Origin of the sequence: Micromonospora sp. NPDC047738, from assembly GCF_040642675.1 — a bacterium.
Taxonomy (GTDB): Bacteria; Actinomycetota; Actinomycetes; order Mycobacteriales; family Micromonosporaceae; genus Micromonospora.
This window is the reverse complement of the sequence record NZ_JBEYSO010000012.1, coordinates 121,765-139,098: the sequence shown is the minus strand read 5'-3', so window position 1 is coordinate 139,098 and position 17,334 is coordinate 121,765. Positions and strand designations below refer to the sequence as shown.

Annotated in this window: 14 protein-coding genes and 1 pseudogene; 7 read left to right on the top strand and 8 right to left on the bottom strand. The window is 70.4% G+C overall.

Features of this window, described 5'->3' with window-relative positions; all coding sequences use genetic code 11:
• Positions 1-142: 142 nt before the first annotated feature.
• Positions 143-4,501 (top strand): S8 family serine peptidase, encoded by a 4,359-nt coding sequence (locus ABZ783_RS20590; protein WP_357440538.1) that lies wholly within the window; start codon positions 143-145, stop codon positions 4,499-4,501.
• A 102-nt stretch (positions 4,502-4,603) separates the two neighbouring features.
• Here ABZ783_RS20590 and ABZ783_RS20585 read toward each other — a convergent pair whose 3' ends face one another.
• A complete protein-coding gene (locus ABZ783_RS20585; protein WP_357440535.1) occupies positions 4,604-5,110 on the bottom strand; it encodes a winged helix-turn-helix domain-containing protein in 507 nt (168 codons plus the stop codon).
• Positions 5,111-5,863: 753 nt separating this feature from the next.
• Between ABZ783_RS20585 and folE the strand changes: the two genes are divergently transcribed.
• Both folE and ABZ783_RS20575 read left to right on the top strand, forming a co-directional pair.
• Entirely contained in the window at positions 5,864-6,457 is a 594-nt protein-coding gene (gene folE, locus ABZ783_RS20580) for a GTP cyclohydrolase I FolE (protein WP_357440533.1), read from the top strand.
• Positions 6,458-6,474: 17 nt separating this feature from the next.
• The gene (locus tag ABZ783_RS20575) at positions 6,475-7,728 is read left to right on the top strand and encodes an FAD-dependent oxidoreductase (RefSeq protein ID WP_357440531.1); all 1,254 of its coding nucleotides are present in this window, start codon (positions 6,475-6,477) and stop codon (positions 7,726-7,728) included.
• Positions 7,729-7,750: 22 nt separating this feature from the next.
• Here the strand turns inward: ABZ783_RS20575 and ABZ783_RS20570 are convergent, their stop codons facing one another.
• A complete protein-coding gene (locus ABZ783_RS20570) occupies positions 7,751-8,395 on the bottom strand; it encodes a helix-turn-helix domain-containing protein (RefSeq protein WP_357440529.1) in 645 nt (214 codons plus the stop codon).
• Here ABZ783_RS20570 and ABZ783_RS20565 point away from each other — a divergent pair.
• Positions 8,394-8,996 carry a DIP1984 family protein gene (locus ABZ783_RS20565; protein ID WP_357440527.1) on the top strand — a complete coding sequence of 201 codons (603 nt, stop codon included), beginning with the start codon at positions 8,394-8,396 and terminating at the stop codon, positions 8,994-8,996. The genes ABZ783_RS20570 and ABZ783_RS20565 overlap by 2 nt on opposite strands.
• Before the next feature lie 256 nt (positions 8,997-9,252).
• Here the strand turns inward: ABZ783_RS20565 and ABZ783_RS20560 are convergent, their stop codons facing one another.
• A complete protein-coding gene (locus ABZ783_RS20560; protein ID WP_357440525.1) occupies positions 9,253-10,239 on the bottom strand; it encodes a hypothetical protein in 987 nt (328 codons plus the stop codon).
• A gap of 80 nt (positions 10,240-10,319) precedes the next feature.
• Here ABZ783_RS20560 and ABZ783_RS20555 point away from each other — a divergent pair, with 80 nt between their 5' ends.
• Positions 10,320-10,919 carry a TetR family transcriptional regulator C-terminal domain-containing protein gene (locus tag ABZ783_RS20555; RefSeq protein WP_357440523.1) on the top strand — a complete coding sequence of 200 codons (600 nt, stop codon included), beginning with the start codon at positions 10,320-10,322 and terminating at the stop codon, positions 10,917-10,919.
• A 51-nt stretch (positions 10,920-10,970) separates the two neighbouring features.
• Here the strand turns inward: ABZ783_RS20555 and ABZ783_RS20550 are convergent, their stop codons facing one another.
• The 3 genes and pseudogenes from ABZ783_RS20550 to ABZ783_RS20540 form a co-directional block, all read right to left on the bottom strand.
• Positions 10,971-11,285 (bottom strand): hypothetical protein, encoded by a 315-nt coding sequence (locus tag ABZ783_RS20550; protein ID WP_357440521.1) that lies wholly within the window; start codon positions 11,283-11,285, stop codon positions 10,971-10,973.
• Between the two features lie 48 nt (positions 11,286-11,333).
• On the bottom strand, positions 11,334-12,593 hold the full coding sequence (locus ABZ783_RS20545) for a sugar ABC transporter substrate-binding protein (RefSeq protein ID WP_357440519.1): 1,260 nt from the start codon (positions 12,591-12,593) through the stop codon (positions 11,334-11,336).
• A gap of 109 nt (positions 12,594-12,702) precedes the next feature.
• Positions 12,703-13,182 (bottom strand): annotated as a pseudogene (locus tag ABZ783_RS20540) (LacI family DNA-binding transcriptional regulator); the annotation flags it as partial.
• 122 nt (positions 13,183-13,304) lie between these two features.
• Here ABZ783_RS20540 and ABZ783_RS20535 point away from each other — a divergent pair.
• Positions 13,305-13,490, top strand: a complete 186-nt coding sequence (locus tag ABZ783_RS20535; RefSeq protein WP_357440517.1) for a hypothetical protein — start codon at positions 13,305-13,307, stop codon at positions 13,488-13,490.
• A gap of 124 nt (positions 13,491-13,614) precedes the next feature.
• On the opposite strand, the gene ABZ783_RS20530 is transcribed toward ABZ783_RS20535, so the two are convergent.
• Both ABZ783_RS20530 and ABZ783_RS20525 read right to left on the bottom strand, forming a co-directional pair.
• Entirely contained in the window at positions 13,615-15,294 is a 1,680-nt protein-coding gene (locus ABZ783_RS20530) for a Na+/H+ antiporter (protein ID WP_357440515.1), read from the bottom strand.
• 239 nt (positions 15,295-15,533) lie between these two features.
• The gene (locus ABZ783_RS20525; protein ID WP_357440513.1) at positions 15,534-16,031 is read right to left on the bottom strand and encodes a TrkA C-terminal domain-containing protein; all 498 of its coding nucleotides are present in this window, start codon (positions 16,029-16,031) and stop codon (positions 15,534-15,536) included.
• A 210-nt stretch (positions 16,032-16,241) separates the two neighbouring features.
• Here ABZ783_RS20525 and ABZ783_RS20520 point away from each other — a divergent pair, with 210 nt between their 5' ends.
• Positions 16,242-17,333 (top strand): HAMP domain-containing sensor histidine kinase, encoded by a 1,092-nt coding sequence (locus tag ABZ783_RS20520; protein ID WP_357440511.1) that lies wholly within the window; start codon positions 16,242-16,244, stop codon positions 17,331-17,333.
• The last annotated feature ends 1 nt before the right edge of the window (position 17,334 follow it).

Here is a 17,334-nt window from a genome sequence, read left to right as displayed (position 1 = left end):
GGGGAGTTCGTCCATTCCGGGTGTGATCCAAACGGGAGTCTCCCGCACCCTTCGCCATGACTCGATCAACTGCGGGTCGTCTCTGGAGGAGGCAGCACCAATGCTAAGACGTCCACACAGGAAGCGCATCGCCAGATGTCTGGTGAGCGCCAGCGCGGCGATCGCCCTCGTCGCAACAGGATTGGCCACCGGTTCAGGTGCACAGGCGGCACAGGCCGGGACGGGAGCAGCCTCCGCCTCTGACAAGATCCAGCCGGACCTGGCCAAGCAGCTGCAGGGCAAGACCGAGGGCGACTTCTGGATCCACTTCAAGGCCAAGGCAGACCTGAGCAAGGCCACCGGAATCACGGACTGGGCCAAGCGGGGCACCGCGGTCGCGGAGGCGTTGCAGAAGACCGCCGCCGAGAGCCAGGCCAAGATCAAGGCTGAGCTCGAGAGCTCGGGTGTGAAGTACCAGACCTTCTGGGCGACCAACGCCATCAAGGTCACCGGCGGGTCGTCCACGATGGCCCAGAACTTCGCCGCCCACGCCGAGGTCGACGGCCTGTACGCCCCGATGGAGTACAAGGTTCCCGAGATCACCAAGGGCACCAACGAGAAGACCGTCAACGCCCTCGAGTGGGGAATCGCCAACATCAACGCCGACGACGTCTGGTCCCAGTACGGCGTCAAAGGCGCGGGCATCACGGTGGCGAACATCGACACCGGCGTCCAGTTCGACCACCCCGCCCTGGTCAACTCCTACCGCGGCAACAACGGCGACGGCACGTTCGACCACAACTACAACTGGTTCAACGCCGCTGGGACCTGCGCCGCCGCGCCCTGCGACAGCAACGGCCACGGCACGCACACCATGGGCACCATGGCCGGCACCGACGGCGCGAACCAGATCGGTGTCGCCCCTGAGGTCAAGTGGATCGCCGCGAACGGCTGCTGCCCCAGCGACGCCGCGCTGATCTCCTCCGGCCAGTGGATGCTCCAGCCCCGGGACCTCAACGGTCAGAACCCGGACGCCAGCAAGCGGCCGAACATCATCAACAACTCGTGGGGTACCACGGCGCCCTCCAACGAACCGTTCATGGAGGACGTGACCAACGCCTGGGCCGCGTCGGGCATCTTCGGCGCCTGGTCCAACGGCAACAACGGTCCGTCCTGCCAGACCAGCGGCTCGCCGGGCAGCCGGATCAACAACTACTCCGCCGGCGCCTACGACATCAACAACAACATCGCCAGCTTCTCCTCCCGCGGCGCCGGGCAGGACGGCGCGATCAAGCCGAACATCTCGGCCCCCGGCGTGAACGTCCGGTCGAGCGTTCCAGGCAGCAGCTACGCCAGCTTCAACGGCACCTCCATGGCAAGCCCGCACCTCGCGGGCGCGGTCGCGCTGCTGTGGTCGGCGGCACCGGCGTTGGTCGGTGACATCAACGCCACCCGCGCGCTGCTGAACACCACGGCGGTCGACAAGGCCGACGCCCAGTGCGGCGGCACCGCGGCGAACAACAACGTGTACGGCGAGGGCCGGCTGGACGCCCTCGCGCTGCTCAACGCCGCCCCGATCGGCGACACCGGCACCCTGGCCGGCACGATCACGGACGCGGGCAGCGGTGCCCCGATCGCGGGTGCCGCCGTGGCCCTGACCGGCGCGGCCAGCCGCCAGCTGACCACCGGGAGCGATGGCAAGTACTCGTCGCTGCTTCCGGCCGGCGACTACCAGGTCGCCGTGTCGGCGTTCGGCTACGCGAGCAAGACGGTGCCGGCGACGGTCACCAAGGACACCACCACGACGACCAGCGTCGCGCTGGCGGCGGTGCCGAGTGTCACTGTCAGCGGAACGGTCGCCGACGGTTCCGGGCAGGGCTGGCCGCTCTACGCCAAGGTCAGCGTCGAGGGCCCGTCGGGCGTGTCCGACTACACCACCCCCGCCGACGGTCACTACAGCTTCAAGCTCCCGAGCGGGGCGACGTACAGCATCAAGGTCGTGCCGCAGTACCCGGGCTACCAGACGGTGACCAAGGACGTCGTCGTCGGCTCGAGCAACGTCACCCACAACGTTGCCGTGCCGGTGAACGCCAACTCCTGCACCACGGCGCCCGGCTACCGCAACGGCTCCGACGGTGTCTACGAGACCTTCGACGGCACCACCGCGCCGGCCGGCTGGTCCGTGGTGGACGGCCTCGGTAACGGCCAGGTCTGGCAGTTCAACGACCCCGGCAAACGCGGCAACCTGACCGGCGGCGCCGGCAACTCGGCGGTGCTCGACAGCGACAAGTACGGCAGCGGCAACCGGCAGGACAGCTCGCTCGTCAGCCCGGTTGTCGACCTGACCAACGTCACGGCGCCGGTGATCCGGTTCAACCAGGACTTCCGGCAGCTGGGCACCAACAAGGCGGATGTCGACCTCAGCCTCGACGGCGGAACCACCTGGGCCAACGTGCTCCGGCAGTCGACCAGCGCCCGGGGACCGCTGGTCACCGAGGTCAAGATCCCGCAGGCGGCCGGCAACGCGCAGACCAGGGTCCGATTCCGCTACTACGACGCCTCCTGGGCCTGGTGGTGGCAGGTCGACAACGTGCTGATCGGCAGCCAGGTCAGCTGCCAGCCGATCGACGGTGGCCTGGTGCTCGGCCATGTGCAGGACAAGAACGACGACAGCTACCTCAACGGCGCCACCGTCACCAGCGACGACCGGACGGCCGAGAAGGCCACCACCGCCGCAACTCCGGACGACACCGACCTGCCGGACGGCTTCTTCTGGATGTTCTCGTCGTTGACCGGGTCGCACAAGTTCACCGCGAAGGCCGGCAGCTACGTCAGCCAGAGCAAGGACGTCAACGTCCAGAAGAACGGGGCGACGGCCGCGACCTTCCAACTCGGCGCCGGCCGGCTGTCCATCCAGCCGTCGGACGTGAGCGGGACGGTCCAGATGCCCAGCGGCAAGGTCAACAAGACCTTCACCGTGACCAACACCGGCGCCGCGCCGGTCGACGTCCAGTTCAGTGAGCGGGACGGTGGCTTCTCGCTGCTTCGGGCCGACGGATCCACGATGAGCAAGCAGCAGCTGCTCGCCTCCAGCGGCGCGCCGGAGCAGCGGCTCGAGGTCCCGACGTCGTTCGCCGCACTGGCGACCGGCAAGGACGCCAAGGTGACCACCGCGGCCGGCCCGCAGGCCGCGCCGTGGACGGACATCGCTGCCTACCCGGCGAACGTGATGGACAACCGGGTGGTCAACCTCGACGGCAAGGTCTACTCGATCGCCGGCGGCAACGGATCGGCGTCCTCGGCGAAGAACTACGTCTACGACCCGATCGCGCAGAGCTGGGCGGCGATCGCCGATCTTCCCGGTGCACGTAACGCCATGACCGTGGGCGTCGTGGACGGGAAGATCATCGCGACCGGCGGCTGGGGGGCTTCCGGGCCCGACGCCGCCACCTGGTCGTACGACCCGGCGGCGAACACCTGGACGAGCAAGGCCAGCAACCCCGCGCCGCGCGCCGCGGCCGGGCAGGCGGTCGTCGACGGCAAGCTGTACGCCATCGGCGGTTGCACCACCGCCTCCTGCACACCGATGTCCAACACGGTCGTCCGGTACGACCCGGGCAGCGACACCTGGGAAACGCTGGCCAACTACCCGAAGTCGGTGGCCTTCGCCTCCTGCGGCGGGATCGACGGCGTCGTCTACTGCACCGGTGGTAACGACGGGTCCGCCGCGCAGAAGGTCGGCTACGCCTTCGACCCGGGCGCCAACGCCTGGACCGCCATCGCCGACGCGCCGACCGACACCTGGGCCAGCTCGTTCGCCGTCGCCAGCGGCAAGCTCATGGTCGTCGGCGGCGTGCAGGGCGGAGCCATCAGCAACGCCGGCTTCGCCTACGACCCGGGTGCCAACTCCTGGTCCAACCTGCCGAACGCCAACACGGCCCGCTACCGCGGTGGCGCGGCGTGCGGCTTCTACAAGATCGGCGGCTCCTCGGGCAGCTTCAACGCCGCGCCGGACAGCGAGGCCCTGCCTGGCTTCGAGGAGTGTGCCGAGCGCCCGGCCGACGTCAGCTGGATGACGATCGACAAGACGTCGGCCACGCTGGCGCCGGGCGAGAAGATCACGGTCACCGTCGGGATGACGGCGAACGTCGACCAGCCGGGCACCTACTCCGGTTCGATTGCGATCAAGGAGAACACGCCGTACACGGTGCAGCCGGTGCCGGTGACGATGAACGCGCAGCCGCCGGGCACCTGGGGCAAGCTGCTGGGTACGGTCACCGGGACGAACTGTCAGGGTGTCAGCGCACCGCTCCAGGGTGCGACCGTCCAGGTCGACTCGAAGTCGAGCTCCTGGACCTTCACCACCGACGCCCAGGGCAAGTACGCCTACTGGCTGGACCGCAAGCACAACCCGTTGAAGATGATCGTCGCCAAGGACGGCTGGAAGCCCCAGAACCGTCAGACGACGATTACCACCACCCCGAGGGTGGAGGACTTCGCGCTGTCCCCGACCAGGTGCTGACAACTGAACAGTGACTGACCCGGCCCGCCTGGTTGCGACCAGGCGGGCCGGATCAGTGTGTGCAGGTTGTCAGCCAGCTTCGGCGCCGGCGGAGTGTGGCGGTCAGGCCAGGGCGAGGCGGAAGCCCACCCCACGGACCGCGTGGATCGCCGCCCGGGCGTCCAGCCAGGCGAGCTTGCGCCGTACGCGGCGCACCACCGAGTGCATGTCGGAGCCGCGGCCGAGGTGCTCGTTGCCCCAGACCTTCAGGTGCAGCTGCTGGTAGGTCCACACCTGTCCGGGCGTACCGACCAGGCACACCAGGAAATCGTGCTCCAGCGGGGTGAGATCGATCTCGCGGTCCAGCCAGCGCAGCACCCGTCGGTCGGAGTCGACGATCAGCTCGGGCGGTGGCGGCGGACCGGTTTCCTCCACGGCGTCGACGATTGCGGTCTGGCCAGCCGGTGCGGCCCCGGGTGCCCCGGCCGCGTCGAGGAACTCCCGTGCCTGCTGGACGGTCGAGACGATCAGGAAGGCCTCCGTCCCGCCGAGCAGCTGTGCGAGTTGCCGGCGTTCGGCCGGCGAGGATGCGATGCCGATGACCAAGGATTCGCTCGGGATTGCCCTCATCCCCCCCACCCTTCCGGTTCCCGACCCGTTCTGGGATGTTTCTCCTGCAACGCCAATCAATTGGCGTTCTTACGTGCTAATGCCCGTTTGGCGTAAAGTATCCGCTGATCGGCGAGTCAGTAGTCGATTGTGGACAACAATTTTGAAACGTGGTCGTCATTCTGTTGGGCGGTCACTGCTCGTGGTGGATGGCGAACCCGGTCTCCGCTGCTCGCCTGGTGCGTGGCCCGTGGCCCCCGCCGCTCAGGGTGACCCCTGATGGCGGTTTCCGGTGCTGCCGAGATGTCACTCCGGGTGCTCGTGCTGCCTCTCTTCAGGCGTTTCCTTGCCGCGTCGTTGATCAAGACGCCGCTGGTATAGTAATGCACTTCGATGTAACGGGCAACGTCCAATACGCACCTTGCATTTGTGATAGCCGATACCGGTTTGAGTGTTCCAATACCGATTGTTCAGGTCGCTCAGAAGCGTGGCCGACGAGACGATCGGGTCCCGGGTGGGGGAGGCTGGTACCCCGCGAGTGGATGCCGGCGCGCACGCTCGTCGTAAGCACCGGCTCCCGTTCCGTGGGGTAGCCCTTCGAGCGCGCCCAGGCCCTGCCGGTGGGCAACGATCTGCCCGCGCGGGATTTTCACCAGTGGGCGCTATTGAAATTCCGGCGCAAGCGCGCCAGGATGGCGACGAAGAGCAACCATCCCTGGTGGAGACGGATGGTTGCCACGTGGCACCTGCACACCGCACTCGGAGGTGGCTGACGTGAGCATCGCACCGGCCCAACGCCGCGTCGACCAGCGACCAGTGCTCGACCTGGTCGCCGCCGAACAGGCCGCCGCCCGGTTCCTGGCCGCACTCGACATCGACCTGGACTCGGAGAGCCTGCGCGACACTCCCCGCCGGATGGCCCGGGCGTACGCCGAACTGCTCACCGCACGTCCGTTCGACCTGACCACGTTTCCCAACGACGAGGGCTACGACGAACTCGTCCTGGCTCGATCCATCCCGATCCGGTCGGTCTGCGAACACCACCTGCTGCCCTTCGTCGGTGTCGCACACGTCGGCTACCTGCCCGGCGAGCGGATCCTCGGACTGTCCAAGCTCGCCCGCGTGGTGGAACTCTTCGCCCACCGCCCGCAGGTGCAGGAGCGGCTGACCAAGCAGGTCGCCGACTGGCTGGCCCTCGAACTGGCACCCAAGGGCGTCGGCGTCGTCATCGAGGCCGAGCACCTGTGCATGACCCTGCGGGGCGTACGGGCCGCCGGCGCCACCACCGTGACGTCCACCCTGCTCGGCGCCCTGCGAGACGACCCCCGCTCCAGAGGCGAGTTCTTCTCCCTCACCGGCGCCCACTGACCGAACTGGAGAGCGGCATGGAAAGCAGCGACACCTTCGTCATCGTCGGCGCCGGACTCGCCGGCGCCAAGGCCGCCCAGACCCTGCGCGAGGAGGGCTTCGCCGGCCGCGTCATCCTGCTCGGCGCCGAGCCCGAACGGCCCTACGAGCGGCCACCGCTGTCCAAGGGCCTGCTGCTCGGGACCACGGGCTGGCTGGACGCGTACGTGCACGACCCCGGCTGGTACGCCGCGAACAACGTAGAGCTGCGGACGGCGACCCGGGTCACCGCCGTCGACCGCGACCTCCGCCAGGTCGTGCTCGACACCGGCGAACGGCTCGGATACGACAAACTGCTGCTGACCACCGGCGCCACGCCCCGCCGACTGGACGTCCCCGGCGCCGACCTGGACGGCGTGCGGTACCTGCGCACGCTGGACGACTCCGCCGAGATCGGCACGGCCCTCGTCGGCGGCGCCCGCCTCGTGGTGGTCGGTGCCGGCTGGATCGGCCTGGAGGTCGCCGCCGCCGCCCGCCAGTATGGCGCCGCCGTCACCGTGGTGGAGACCGCCGACCTGCCGTTGCAGCGGGTGCTCGGCGACGAGGTCGCCCGGGTCTTCGCCGACCTGCACCGCGGCCACGACGTCACCTTCCACTTCGGCGTCGGAGTCCAGGAGATACGCGGCGCGGGGCGGGTCTCCTCGGTGCTGCTGACCGACGGCACCGAACTGCCCGCCGACACCGTCGTCGTCGGCGTGGGCATCCAACCCGACACGCAACTGGCTGAGGCGGCCGGCCTGAAGGTGGACAACGGGATCGTCACCGACGCCCGGCTGCGTACCTCCGACCCGCACATCTACGCCGCCGGCGACGTGGCCAACGCCCACCACCCGCTGCTCGACCGGCAGCTGCGCGTGGAGCACTGGGCGAACGCGCTCAACGGCGGCCCCGCCGCGGCCCGGTCCATGCTGGGCCAGCAGGTCGAGTACGACAGGCTGCCGTACTTCTTCTCCGACCAGTACGACCTGGGCATGGAGTACTCGGGGTGGGTGGACCCGAGCGGCTACGACCGGGTGGTGTTCCGTGGCGACCCGGCCGTGGTGGGCGGTCGGGCGCCGGAGTTCCTGGCGTTCTGGGTCTCCGACGGCCGGGTGCTGGCCGGGATGAACGCCAACGTCTGGGACGTGACCGACCAGATCCAGGCGTTGGTGCGGGCGGGCCACCGGGGCCGGGCCGTGGACCTGGACCGGCTCGCCGACCCGCGAGTGCCGCTGGGTGACCTGCTGCCCTGACCGCAGGAGCCGGTGCGACGCGTCAGGCCGGGCGGACCTGCACGCAGCAGGCGTCGGGCGCGGGGGCCAGCCGCGCGCGCAGATCCGCCCGGCCGAGCCCGCTGAGCAGCCCGGCGATGAAGGCCTCGTTCAGGCCGCACACCAGCTCGGTCTGCCGGGCGGCGAGAGCGTGGAAGGGGCAGTTCCGCAGCCGGATCAGCTCCTGCTCGCCGGCCGGCTCGAAGCCCAGATCGGCCAGAACGGCGGCGACCGGCCGGCCGCCGCCGACCTGGCGACCGATCTCCGCGCCCCGCTGCGCCGCCACGCGGAGAGCGGCCGATCGGGCACCCGTCGGATCCTCGGCGACGGCGTCGGCCAGGATCTCGCCGATCAGCTCGTAGCGGCGCTCCGGGATGGTCAGGGCGATGCAGCCCGGCGCCGCCTCGTACACCTTCGGTGTCCGGCCACGGCCGCGCGGCTGGTCGGCCGGAGCCTCGTACCGCGCGCGCAGCAGCCCGGCGTCGACGAGCTTGTCGAGGTGGAACGCCGCCAGGTTGCGCGAGATCCCCTGCGCCTCGGCGGCCTCGTCCCGGGTCACCGGGTGGTCCTGGCTCCGGACGTAGTCGTACAGAGCCCGTCGTACCTGGTCGGTGAGGACAGTCACCGCCTGCCAGGGGGCCGTCGCCATGCCGAGAGTTTATCACCAACAGGCGTTGTCGAAATTTCTCCTCGGCGCATCCATCGAGAAGAAAACGCCTCGGCCGGGTGGACCGAGATCATCTATTCTCGGCGTACTCATCGTCAGGGAGGTTCATGTTGTGAAGCTGGGCGAGGCGCTGGCAGACCGTGCCGAGACGACCCGTCGTGTGGAACAGCTCCGGTCGCGCATCATCGGCAGCGCCCGGTACCAGGAGGGCGAGCTGCCCGCGGAAGACGCCCAGCAGTTGCTGGCCGAGCTGCAGGGCGTACTCGACCATTTCGAGGCGCTGATCCGGCGGATCAACCGCACCAACGCGGCCGTGACGATCGGCAGCCTCGGAACCCTGACCGACGCGCTCGCCCGCCGCGACGTACTCCGGCTGCGCCACGCCGCGCTCACCGCCGCCGCCGACGCCGCGGCCGGCAGCGGACGCGGTCACCAGGTACGGCAGCTCCGCTCGGAGCTGAAGATGCTCGCCGCGCTGCCGGTCGGGGAACTGCGCGGCCAGGCCGACGGGATCGCGCAGGAGCTCCGTGAGCTGGACGTGCTGATCCAGCGCACCAACTGGGAGGCCGATCTCTTGGAGTAGTGCGGCCACAGCGATGTGGAGCAGGTAGTCGTCGTGGAAGCGTGCACAGACAGGGCCGGCTGTAACCCGGCACCCTTCTCCTGGCGCGCGATGGGCAGCGCGGGGGTTCGACTCCCCGAGGTGACAACGCAGCCCAGCACCGAGGACAGGTGATCGCGCACCGCGCACCATTCACCACCACGTGCAGGTCCATGACGGCGAGGGCGGGTTCGGGGTCCTCCACAACGCGGCGGCGAGGCCAGGGTGCTGTCGTTTTTCACAGTCGGAAGATCCGGACCACCAGCCCGGTGTCGTGCAGGGTGTGCGGCGCAACGGCGTGATATGCCCAGGCATGCACCCACGCGTTGCCGGTCCGTACCGTCAGCCAGGCCTTGAACGCGCCGGGCAGGGCGTAGATGAGCAGCACGAACAGGATCGTCAGCACGAACTCGTGCGGCGATCCGTACCGCCCCCAACCCTCGAACACGTGCAGTGCCGCGTAGGTCAGACCGGCGAGGACCAGAGTGCCGGTCGTGGAGCCGGTGAGCCGCGCGTACCGGGGTACGAGGAGGCCCTGCACGAAGATGACGGTGGGCAGGACGGTGCCGGCCAGGTACAGCAGGAAGGTCAACGGTGCGCCGGCCGCGATCTGCCCGGCCGTCAGCCCGGCGAACGCGTGGCCGAGCACCGCCCACTGGGCGAGCGACTCGAGAACCAGTACAACCAGGATGAGCACCACGTCTCCGCGGCGGTCCGCCGAGCGGAGGCAGAGTTGGTGGGTGGTGTACCGCCGGCGGAACCACAGGTACGGCAGCAGCGCGTAGGCCAGACCGTTGTACGCGGCCCAGCCGATTGCCTCGGCCGGACGGATCGGGTCGCTGGTGCCGACCAGGGTGCCGGCAAGGTGGAAGCCGATCGGATGCCAGTCGAGCGCCCGGCCGAGGAGCAGGCCGCCGACTTGGGCGAGGACGCCGTACGCGATGAGCAGCCAGATTTCGCGGTGGGCGGTGGGGCCCGGGGGGATCCGCTCGGCGATCGCCGGGTCCGGCCGCCGGCGGGTGAGTGCATACCCGACAACGCCCAGCAGCAGCAGTTCGACCAGGGTGAACTGAGCGGCGATTACCTGGCCGGGCCCGGACGGCGGGTCGTGCTGCGCCGGCCAGTCGAACGGCACGTGGTTGGGCGCGAGGAGCAGCACGGTTCCGTTGACGGCGATCCAGCCGATGACCGTGGCAGCGAGCCAGACCCTTTCGCGACGTGGCATCCGTCCTCCCCATTTTTGTAGCACGCCTGTGTTAGAACGGCAACGTAGCACGACCGTGCTATAAAGGCGAGGTGCCGAAGGTGGTGGATGCGGAGGCCCGTCGCACGGAGCTCGCGGAGGCGGTGTGGCGGATCGTCATGCGCGACGGGCTGGAGCAGGCATCGGTGCGCAACGTGGCGCGCGAGGCCGGCCTGTCCATGGGCTCGCTACGGCACTACTTCGCCACCCAGTCCGAGCTGCTCGGCTTCGCGCTGCGCCTAGTGGGCAACCGGATCGAGGCGCGGCTCCGGGCAGTGGACGTCACGGGCGACCAGCGACGCGTGGTGCTCGCGATGATCGACGAGATGCTGCCGCTGGACCGGCAGCGGCGCGGCGAGTGTGAGGTGTGGTTGGCGTTCACCGCTCGGGCGGTCGTCGAACCGAGCCTGGCCAGCCTCCGTGAGGAGATCGACGCACGCCTCGTCGAGGCGTTCCAGATGATGATCAGGCGGTTGGCCGACAGCGGCGCGCTACGACCCGACCTGGATCACACGGTCGAGGCTGAGCGGCTGTACGCGCTCGTCGACGGGGTGATCCTGCACGCCGTCCTGCAACCCAGCCGGACGTCCGGTCCGGCCGGCAGGGCCGTCGTCGCCGCGCATCTGGCACAGATCGCGCCCAGCGACCCGGGCGTCGCCTGAGCATCATCCGCCCCTGATGGTGGCTCATTCGCGCCGCCGCCGGTGACGCTGTCACCGCGGCGGGACCACCTCCACGAGCACCGCGCCCGGCTGCGGCACCTCCAGCTCCAGCACCGTGCTCCCGTCTCGGTCGACGGCGTCCACCGGCTCGGCGCGCAAGGTGTCGACCGCGCGTAGCGCCACCCGCTGCTCCTCGTCGGGCCACTCGTCGACCCCGAGCCGCTCGGCGAGGGTGGTGATGTCCCCGTGCTCCCGGTCGAGCCGGGTGATCGTCTGTTCGCTGCCACCGACGGGGCACCGGGCGGGTAGGCAGGCCAGCGCCGCCATGACCGTGCCCTGGTCCAGCGCCAGGTACCGCTTGGACACCGACCCGCTGGTCACGTTGACGGTTGCGGCGCGGTGGCGGAGGTCATGTCAGCTCCCGGTGCCGATCGCGGTCGCCCTGGTCTGCATCTCCTTGGCGGCGGTGGCGGGATCGGAGACGCCGCGCACCACCCGCTCGATGCCGTCGTCGAGGACGTCCGCGACCTGCTCCCAGGTGGCGATCGCCGGCGCCGACTTCGCGTCGTTGAGCTGCTCACCGAACGCCTTCACGAACGGGTCGTCGGCCAGCCTGCCGGACTGCCAGCTCTCCTGCACCGCCGGGAGACTGCCGACCAGGTCGTACAGCTTCTGCTGCGCGGCCGGACCGGTGAGGAACTGGACAAACTTCCAGGCCGTGTCGCGGTTCCTGGACCCCTTGAAGACCGCCAGGTCGGAGCCGCCGATGAAGGAGGTGCCGACCTGCTCGCGCGGCATCTGCGCGACGTCCCACTTGCCCTCGAAGCCCGGGCCGCCCTCCCCACGCAGGATGCCCATGTGCCATGGGCCGGAGACGAAGGCGCCGACCTCACCCTTGACGAAGCCCCATCCCACCGCCTCGGGGGCGAGATTCGTCGGCGCGAGGCCCTGCTTGAAGAACGAGGCGTAGTACTCCAGCGCCTTGCGCATCTCCGGGGTGTCGAGGGTGAACTTGCCGTCCTTCATGATGTCGGCGCCGGCCTGCCAGGCGAAGGGCATGAAGCTCTGCCACGACTCGGTGCCGCCCGGCTGCAGGTAGATGCCCCACTTGGCGCCGCCCTTGTCCATCATCGCCTGGGCGAAGTCCGTGAGCCCCTGCCAGTTGGTCGGTTTCTGCGCGCCGGCCTTGGCGGTGAGATCCTTGCGGTAAAAGATCAGCCGGGTCTCGACGTACCACGGGACCCCGTAGGCGGTGCCGTCGACGACGGTGCTGTTCCACGCGCCCTCGAAGAACTTGCTCTTGTCGAACAAGCCCGTGGGGGTGGGGTCAAAGGCCCCCGTCTTGGCAAACTCGCCCATCCAGGTGGTACCCACCATGCTGACGTCCGGCGTCTGCCGGCCCGCGATGGCCGTGGCGATCTTGTCGTGCGCCGCTTCGAACGGGAACGACGTGACGTTGACCTTGGCCTCGGGATTCTCCTTCATGAAGTCGCTGGCGAGCTCGGTGAGCTTCTCGCCCTCGCCGCCCATGGCCCAGACCCTGATCGCGCCCTTGGCCTTGCCGGCCGCGATCTCCTTGCCGGCGGAGCTCGAGTCGGCCTCGTCCTGGCCGCAGCCGGTCACCCCCAGCGCGAGGGCGACCACCAGGGCGGTCGCATATCGCAGATGCTTCATGCCTCTCCTTCTCGGAGTGGGCGCCGCCGCCCGCCCGGCCCGCGCCGCTGCGGCGCGATCCGGTCGTGCGGCGGCGTCCGGTGGTGGATGTGGTGTCACCGGCGAACGCCAGCCGGCGCAGTCCGTGGTCGACCAGCAGATGCCGGGTCAGCGCGGCCGCCGCGGCGGGGTTGTCCACGCGTACGGCCGGCACCCCGGCGGGCCCGTCGCCCGCCGGCACAACGATCGGGAGCATGCTGGCGAGCTCCTCGACCGTGTCGTGGGAGACCGTGCCGACGAGCACGGCCAGCCCGTCGACCCCGTACGCCATCTCCATGACCTCGGCGTCGGAGTCGGCGGGCAGGTGGGTGCAGAGAATGTGGACGCTGGTCCGGGTCTTCACCGCCTCCGACTCGAAGCCCTGGGTCAGCTCGGAGAAGTACGGCCCGGACAGCCCGGGGAAGACCAGACCGACCGCGCCGTGCCGCCGGGCCGCCAGGGCGCGACCGGAGTGGTACGGGCGGTAGCCGTGCTCCTCTATGGCTGGCAGCACCCGGCGGCGGGTCTCCTCCGACACCTGGCCGGTGCCGTTGGAGACCCGGGACACCATCGCGACCGATACCCCGGCCAGGCGAGCGATCTCCCGGACCGTCAGCCGACTGTTGCTCATGCCACCACCGACCGTTACGTCTTTGTTCACCAAAACCGGTTACCGCAGCACCATCGGCAGCTGTGCCGCAGTTCACAACCGCTCGGCCCGAGATTTCCGGCGACGAGGAGCTGCCCTCGACGGCCAGAGTCGCGTTGCACCGCCGCCGCATCCTGCTCAACGACCGACCCCGCCTGCTGCTCGCCGGAGAGGTGCACAACTTCCGCCTGGATGGACGTGCGCGGACCCGCCGATCCGGCTCACCCTGACCTGACCCGGTCGCGGGCCTCGCGGAGCGGGCCGCCGGGACTGGCCCGACGCGCCGGCAGACCGCGAACGCCCACGCACCGGCGCACCGGCAACCTCGTCAGGGTCCTCTCGCTGGATCGCCGGTCAGCGGCGGCCGCGCTTCGGGAGTAGCAGCTCCTCGTGATCGAGTTCGCGTTCCAGGACGCGGAGCCCCTCGTCGGGCAGCCGGCCGGCGTCGCGCCAGCGCAGCAGCTCCTCCCGTTGGGCCTCGATCGCGGCCCGCCGGATACGCAGCGCCGCCTCGTACTCGGGTGAGGTGGGCACCTCGGCTGATTCGGCGCTCTGCAGTAGGTCGAGGCGACCCCGATAGCGGGCCAGGCGGGTCTGCAGCTGCCCGCGGGTGACGTTGACGGCCGCTGCCAGGTCCGGCTCGTCGGCGGCGACCTCGTCGAGGCGGGCGAGGGCCGCCTCGACGGCCGCGGAGCGGGCCTCGTTGCGTACCCGGGCCTGGTCGTTCTCGTTGGCACGCAGGCCCAGCGCCCGGACGAGCGGCGCGAACGTCAGGCCCTGCCCGACCAGGGTCACGAGAACGACCACGAAGGTGCAGAACAGCAGGAGGTTACGGTCGGGGAAGGGCACCCCGCTGTCGGTGGTCAGCGGCAGGGTGAAGATCGCGGCGAGACTGATCACGCCGCGGGTTCCGGACCAGCTCAGCGCCGCGACCTCGCGGCCGGTCAGTCGACGCGCGTTGCGCTCCGCCCGCGCGGCCTCGCGACTGCTGCCGGGCTCGTCGGTGTCGTCCTCGTCGGAGGTGCCGCCGAGGCGGGTGTGCAGCGACCGGGGGAGCACCTGGATCAGCACCAGCCACGCGGGGCGCAGGAGCAGCACCACGCCGACCGACACGGCGACCGCGATGACGACCGTGGAGGTCTCGTACTCGTGCAGGCCTCGGACCACCGTGGGCAACTGCTGCCCGATCAGGAGGAAGACGAAGCCCTCAAGGAGGAAGTCGACCAGCCGCCACACCGCGCTGGTCTGCAGCCGGGTGGCGCCGGAGACGAGCCGGGGCGTGTGGTGGCCGACGATCAGCCCGGCGATCACCACGGCGAGCACGCCGGAGACATGAAGCTCCTCGCCCACCAGGTAGGCCACGAACGGCGTCGCCAGCGAGATCGCGTTGGACAGCAACGGATCCGAGGTGAGCGGTCGGGCCAGCCGCACGCCCCACGCGACGACAGCGCCCACCGCGACCCCGCCCACCGCCGCCAACATGAACTGGCCGACAGCGGACGGAAACGAGAAGCCACCGCCCACGGCGGCGGCGACGGCGACCTTGAGGATCGTGAGCGCGGTGGCGTCGTTCAGCAGCCCTTCGCCCTGGATGATCGTGACCAGCTTCGGCGGCAGGTTGACCCGGCGGCCGACCGCCAGCGCGGCCACCGGGTCGGGCGGCGCGATCGCGGCGCCGACCGCGATCCCGGCGGCCAGCGTCGCCCCGGCGACGAAGAGGTGGAAACCGACTCCCGCCAGTAGGGCGGTGAGCAGCACCAGCACCACGGACAAACTGACCACGATGCGAAGGTTGCGGCGGATGCCCAGCAGCGAAGAGTCCAGCGCCGCGCTGTAGAGCAGCGGCGGCAGCACGACCGTGAGCACGAGGTTGGGATCAAGGCTGATGTTGGGCCCCGGGAGCAGCGCGTACGCGATGCCGATGAGCGGCAGGAGCGCCGCCGCCGGCAGGCCCGTGCGCGACGCCACCCACCGCACGCCGACGATGACCGCGACGGCGGCGAGCACGAACAACAACGTCGTCTGGGGGCTCACCCGGTTACTCTCCCTAGCCGGCGGATGGTCCGAGCAGACGGCATGCGCGACCGCCCCGGCCCGGGCTTGGCTCAGCCGGCCGGAGCTGATCGGTGGCGGCATCGACGCTGAAGCGCCGGCCGCGCAGTCTGCCGCAGTCCGGAGCGTACCCGCTGGTATGAGCGGGGTGACCTCCGCCGCAGCACGCGGAGAGCGACGCCACGATCCCGCCGGTCAACCCGGTGTCGCCTCGACCACCCTCAGCGGTCGGCCCCGGGACCGCCAGCGAGCAGATCGGCGAGGGCGGCCACCCGGCGTTGGTCGGCGACGGCGACGAGCGTGTCGTCGGGGCGCAGGACGAAGTCCGGCGCCGGCGCGGCGATGACCTGATCGCCGCGAACGACGGCGACGATCGACGCGCCGGTACGGGTACGTGCCCGCGTGTCGCCCAGCGGCCGGCCGACGTACGGGGACCCGGCCGGCAGGCGCAGTCGGACCGCCGCCACCCCGTCGACCTGCCGTTCCAGCTCCGTCAGGTGGTCGACGGTGACCGTCGTGTCCAGCACGTCGGCGACCCAGCGCGCCTCGTCCGGGTCGAGGACGACCGTGCTGAGCGCCCGCTCGGCGTCGTCGGGGTCGTAGACGACGAGGTCACGCTGGCCGGTGAGGTGGCAGACGACACCGAGCCGCTGCCCGGCGCGGGTGGTGGTGGCCCACCCGATACCGACCCCGGGCAGTGCGATTCGTTCCATGGTCATCGTTTCGTTCCCATCAACTCGGCGCGGCGGTGATCGCGCCGCGCGTCCGTGCCAAGGGCCGGCGGCCGCCGGTGCGGGCCGCGATGCTCACCCGGCGACCACCCCCAGGATGGCGCGGCAGCCCGGCACCCCGCATCGGTGCCGACCCCCATTCCCGCCGACGACCTCCCACGTGCCCGGCGTCGTCCCCTGGCCTGGGCGGAAACATGGGTGTCCGCCCCGATGCCGACCCACCCGCTGCTGGGCGAGGCTGGACGGGCGCCGCGGTTCCGGGCCGACCAACCGCCCGGGTCCCGGGACGCTGTTAGAAAGGACGCGGAGCGCACCGGAGAGGAGGCGGCAGACGTGTCACTGTCGCTGTTCTGGCGGATCTTCCTGCTCAACGCGGCGGTACTCGTGGTCGCCACGGTCCTGCTGTTGCTCGGCCCGATCACCGTGTCGACCCCCGTCGTGCTCACCGAGGTGGCGGTCCTGGCCGGCGGCCTCGCCGCCATGCTGGTGGCCAATGCGCTGCTGCTGCGCGTCGGACTGGCACCGCTGGAGCGGGTCACCCGCACCATGCGGACGATCGACCTGCTGCGTCCCGGGCACCGGCTGCCGGTCACCGGCCAGGCCGGAATCGCCGACCTGATCCGCACCTTCAACGCCATGCTCGACCGGCTGGAGGCCGAACGCGCCACCAGCGCGGCGCGTGCGCTCTCCGCCCAGGAGGCCGAACGGCGGCGCGTCGCCCGGGAACTGCATGACGAGATCGGCCAGACGCTGACCGCCGTGCTGCTGGACCTCAAGCGCGTCGCCGACCACGCACCACCACCTGTCCGCGACGAGCTGCACCAGGTGCAGGAGACCACCCGCAACAGCCTCGACGAGATCCGTCGCATCGCCCGCCGGCTGCGCCCCGGCGTCCTCGACGAACTCGGCCTGGCCAGCGCGCTCAAGGCCCTCACCACGGAATACACCACCGCCGGGCTGGCCGTGCACCGGCACCTCGCCGGGGACCTCCCGGAGCTCGACGACCAGGTCGAACTGGTCCTCTACCGGACCGCCCAGGAGGGGCTCACCAACGTCGTCCGGCACTCGGGGGCCCGCACGGCGCACCTGATCCTGCAGCGCACCGCCGGCGGCGTCGAGCTGCGAATCCGCGACGACGGCCACGGGATCGCGACCGCCCACGAGGGCGCCGGCATCCGCGGCATGCGGGAACGGGCGCTGCTCATCGGCGCCGACCTCACGATCGGCCCGGACCCGACCGGCGGCACCGACGTGTGCCTCCGGGTACCGACGCGAAACGAGACCAGCTGAC

Excerpts from the sequence above, each read along its gene's own strand:
- ABZ783_RS20585 (WP_357440535.1), bottom strand. The coding sequence starts at position 5,110 with ATGAGGGCAATCCCGAGCGAATCCTTGGTCATCGGCATCGCATCCTCG.
- ABZ783_RS20575 (WP_357440531.1), top strand. The coding sequence starts at position 6,475 with ATGGAAAGCAGCGACACCTTCGTCATCGTCGGCGCCGGACTCGCCGGC.
- ABZ783_RS20565 (WP_357440527.1), top strand. The coding sequence starts at position 8,394 with ATGCCGAGAGTTTATCACCAACAGGCGTTGTCGAAATTTCTCCTCGGC.
- ABZ783_RS20570 (WP_357440529.1), bottom strand. The coding sequence starts at position 8,395 with ATGGCGACGGCCCCCTGGCAGGCGGTGACTGTCCTCACCGACCAGGTA.
- ABZ783_RS20560 (WP_357440525.1), bottom strand. The coding sequence starts at position 10,239 with ATGCCACGTCGCGAAAGGGTCTGGCTCGCTGCCACGGTCATCGGCTGG.
- ABZ783_RS20545 (WP_357440519.1), bottom strand. The coding sequence starts at position 12,593 with ATGAAGCATCTGCGATATGCGACCGCCCTGGTGGTCGCCCTCGCGCTG.
- ABZ783_RS20525 (WP_357440513.1), bottom strand. The coding sequence starts at position 16,031 with ATGACCATGGAACGAATCGCACTGCCCGGGGTCGGTATCGGGTGGGCC.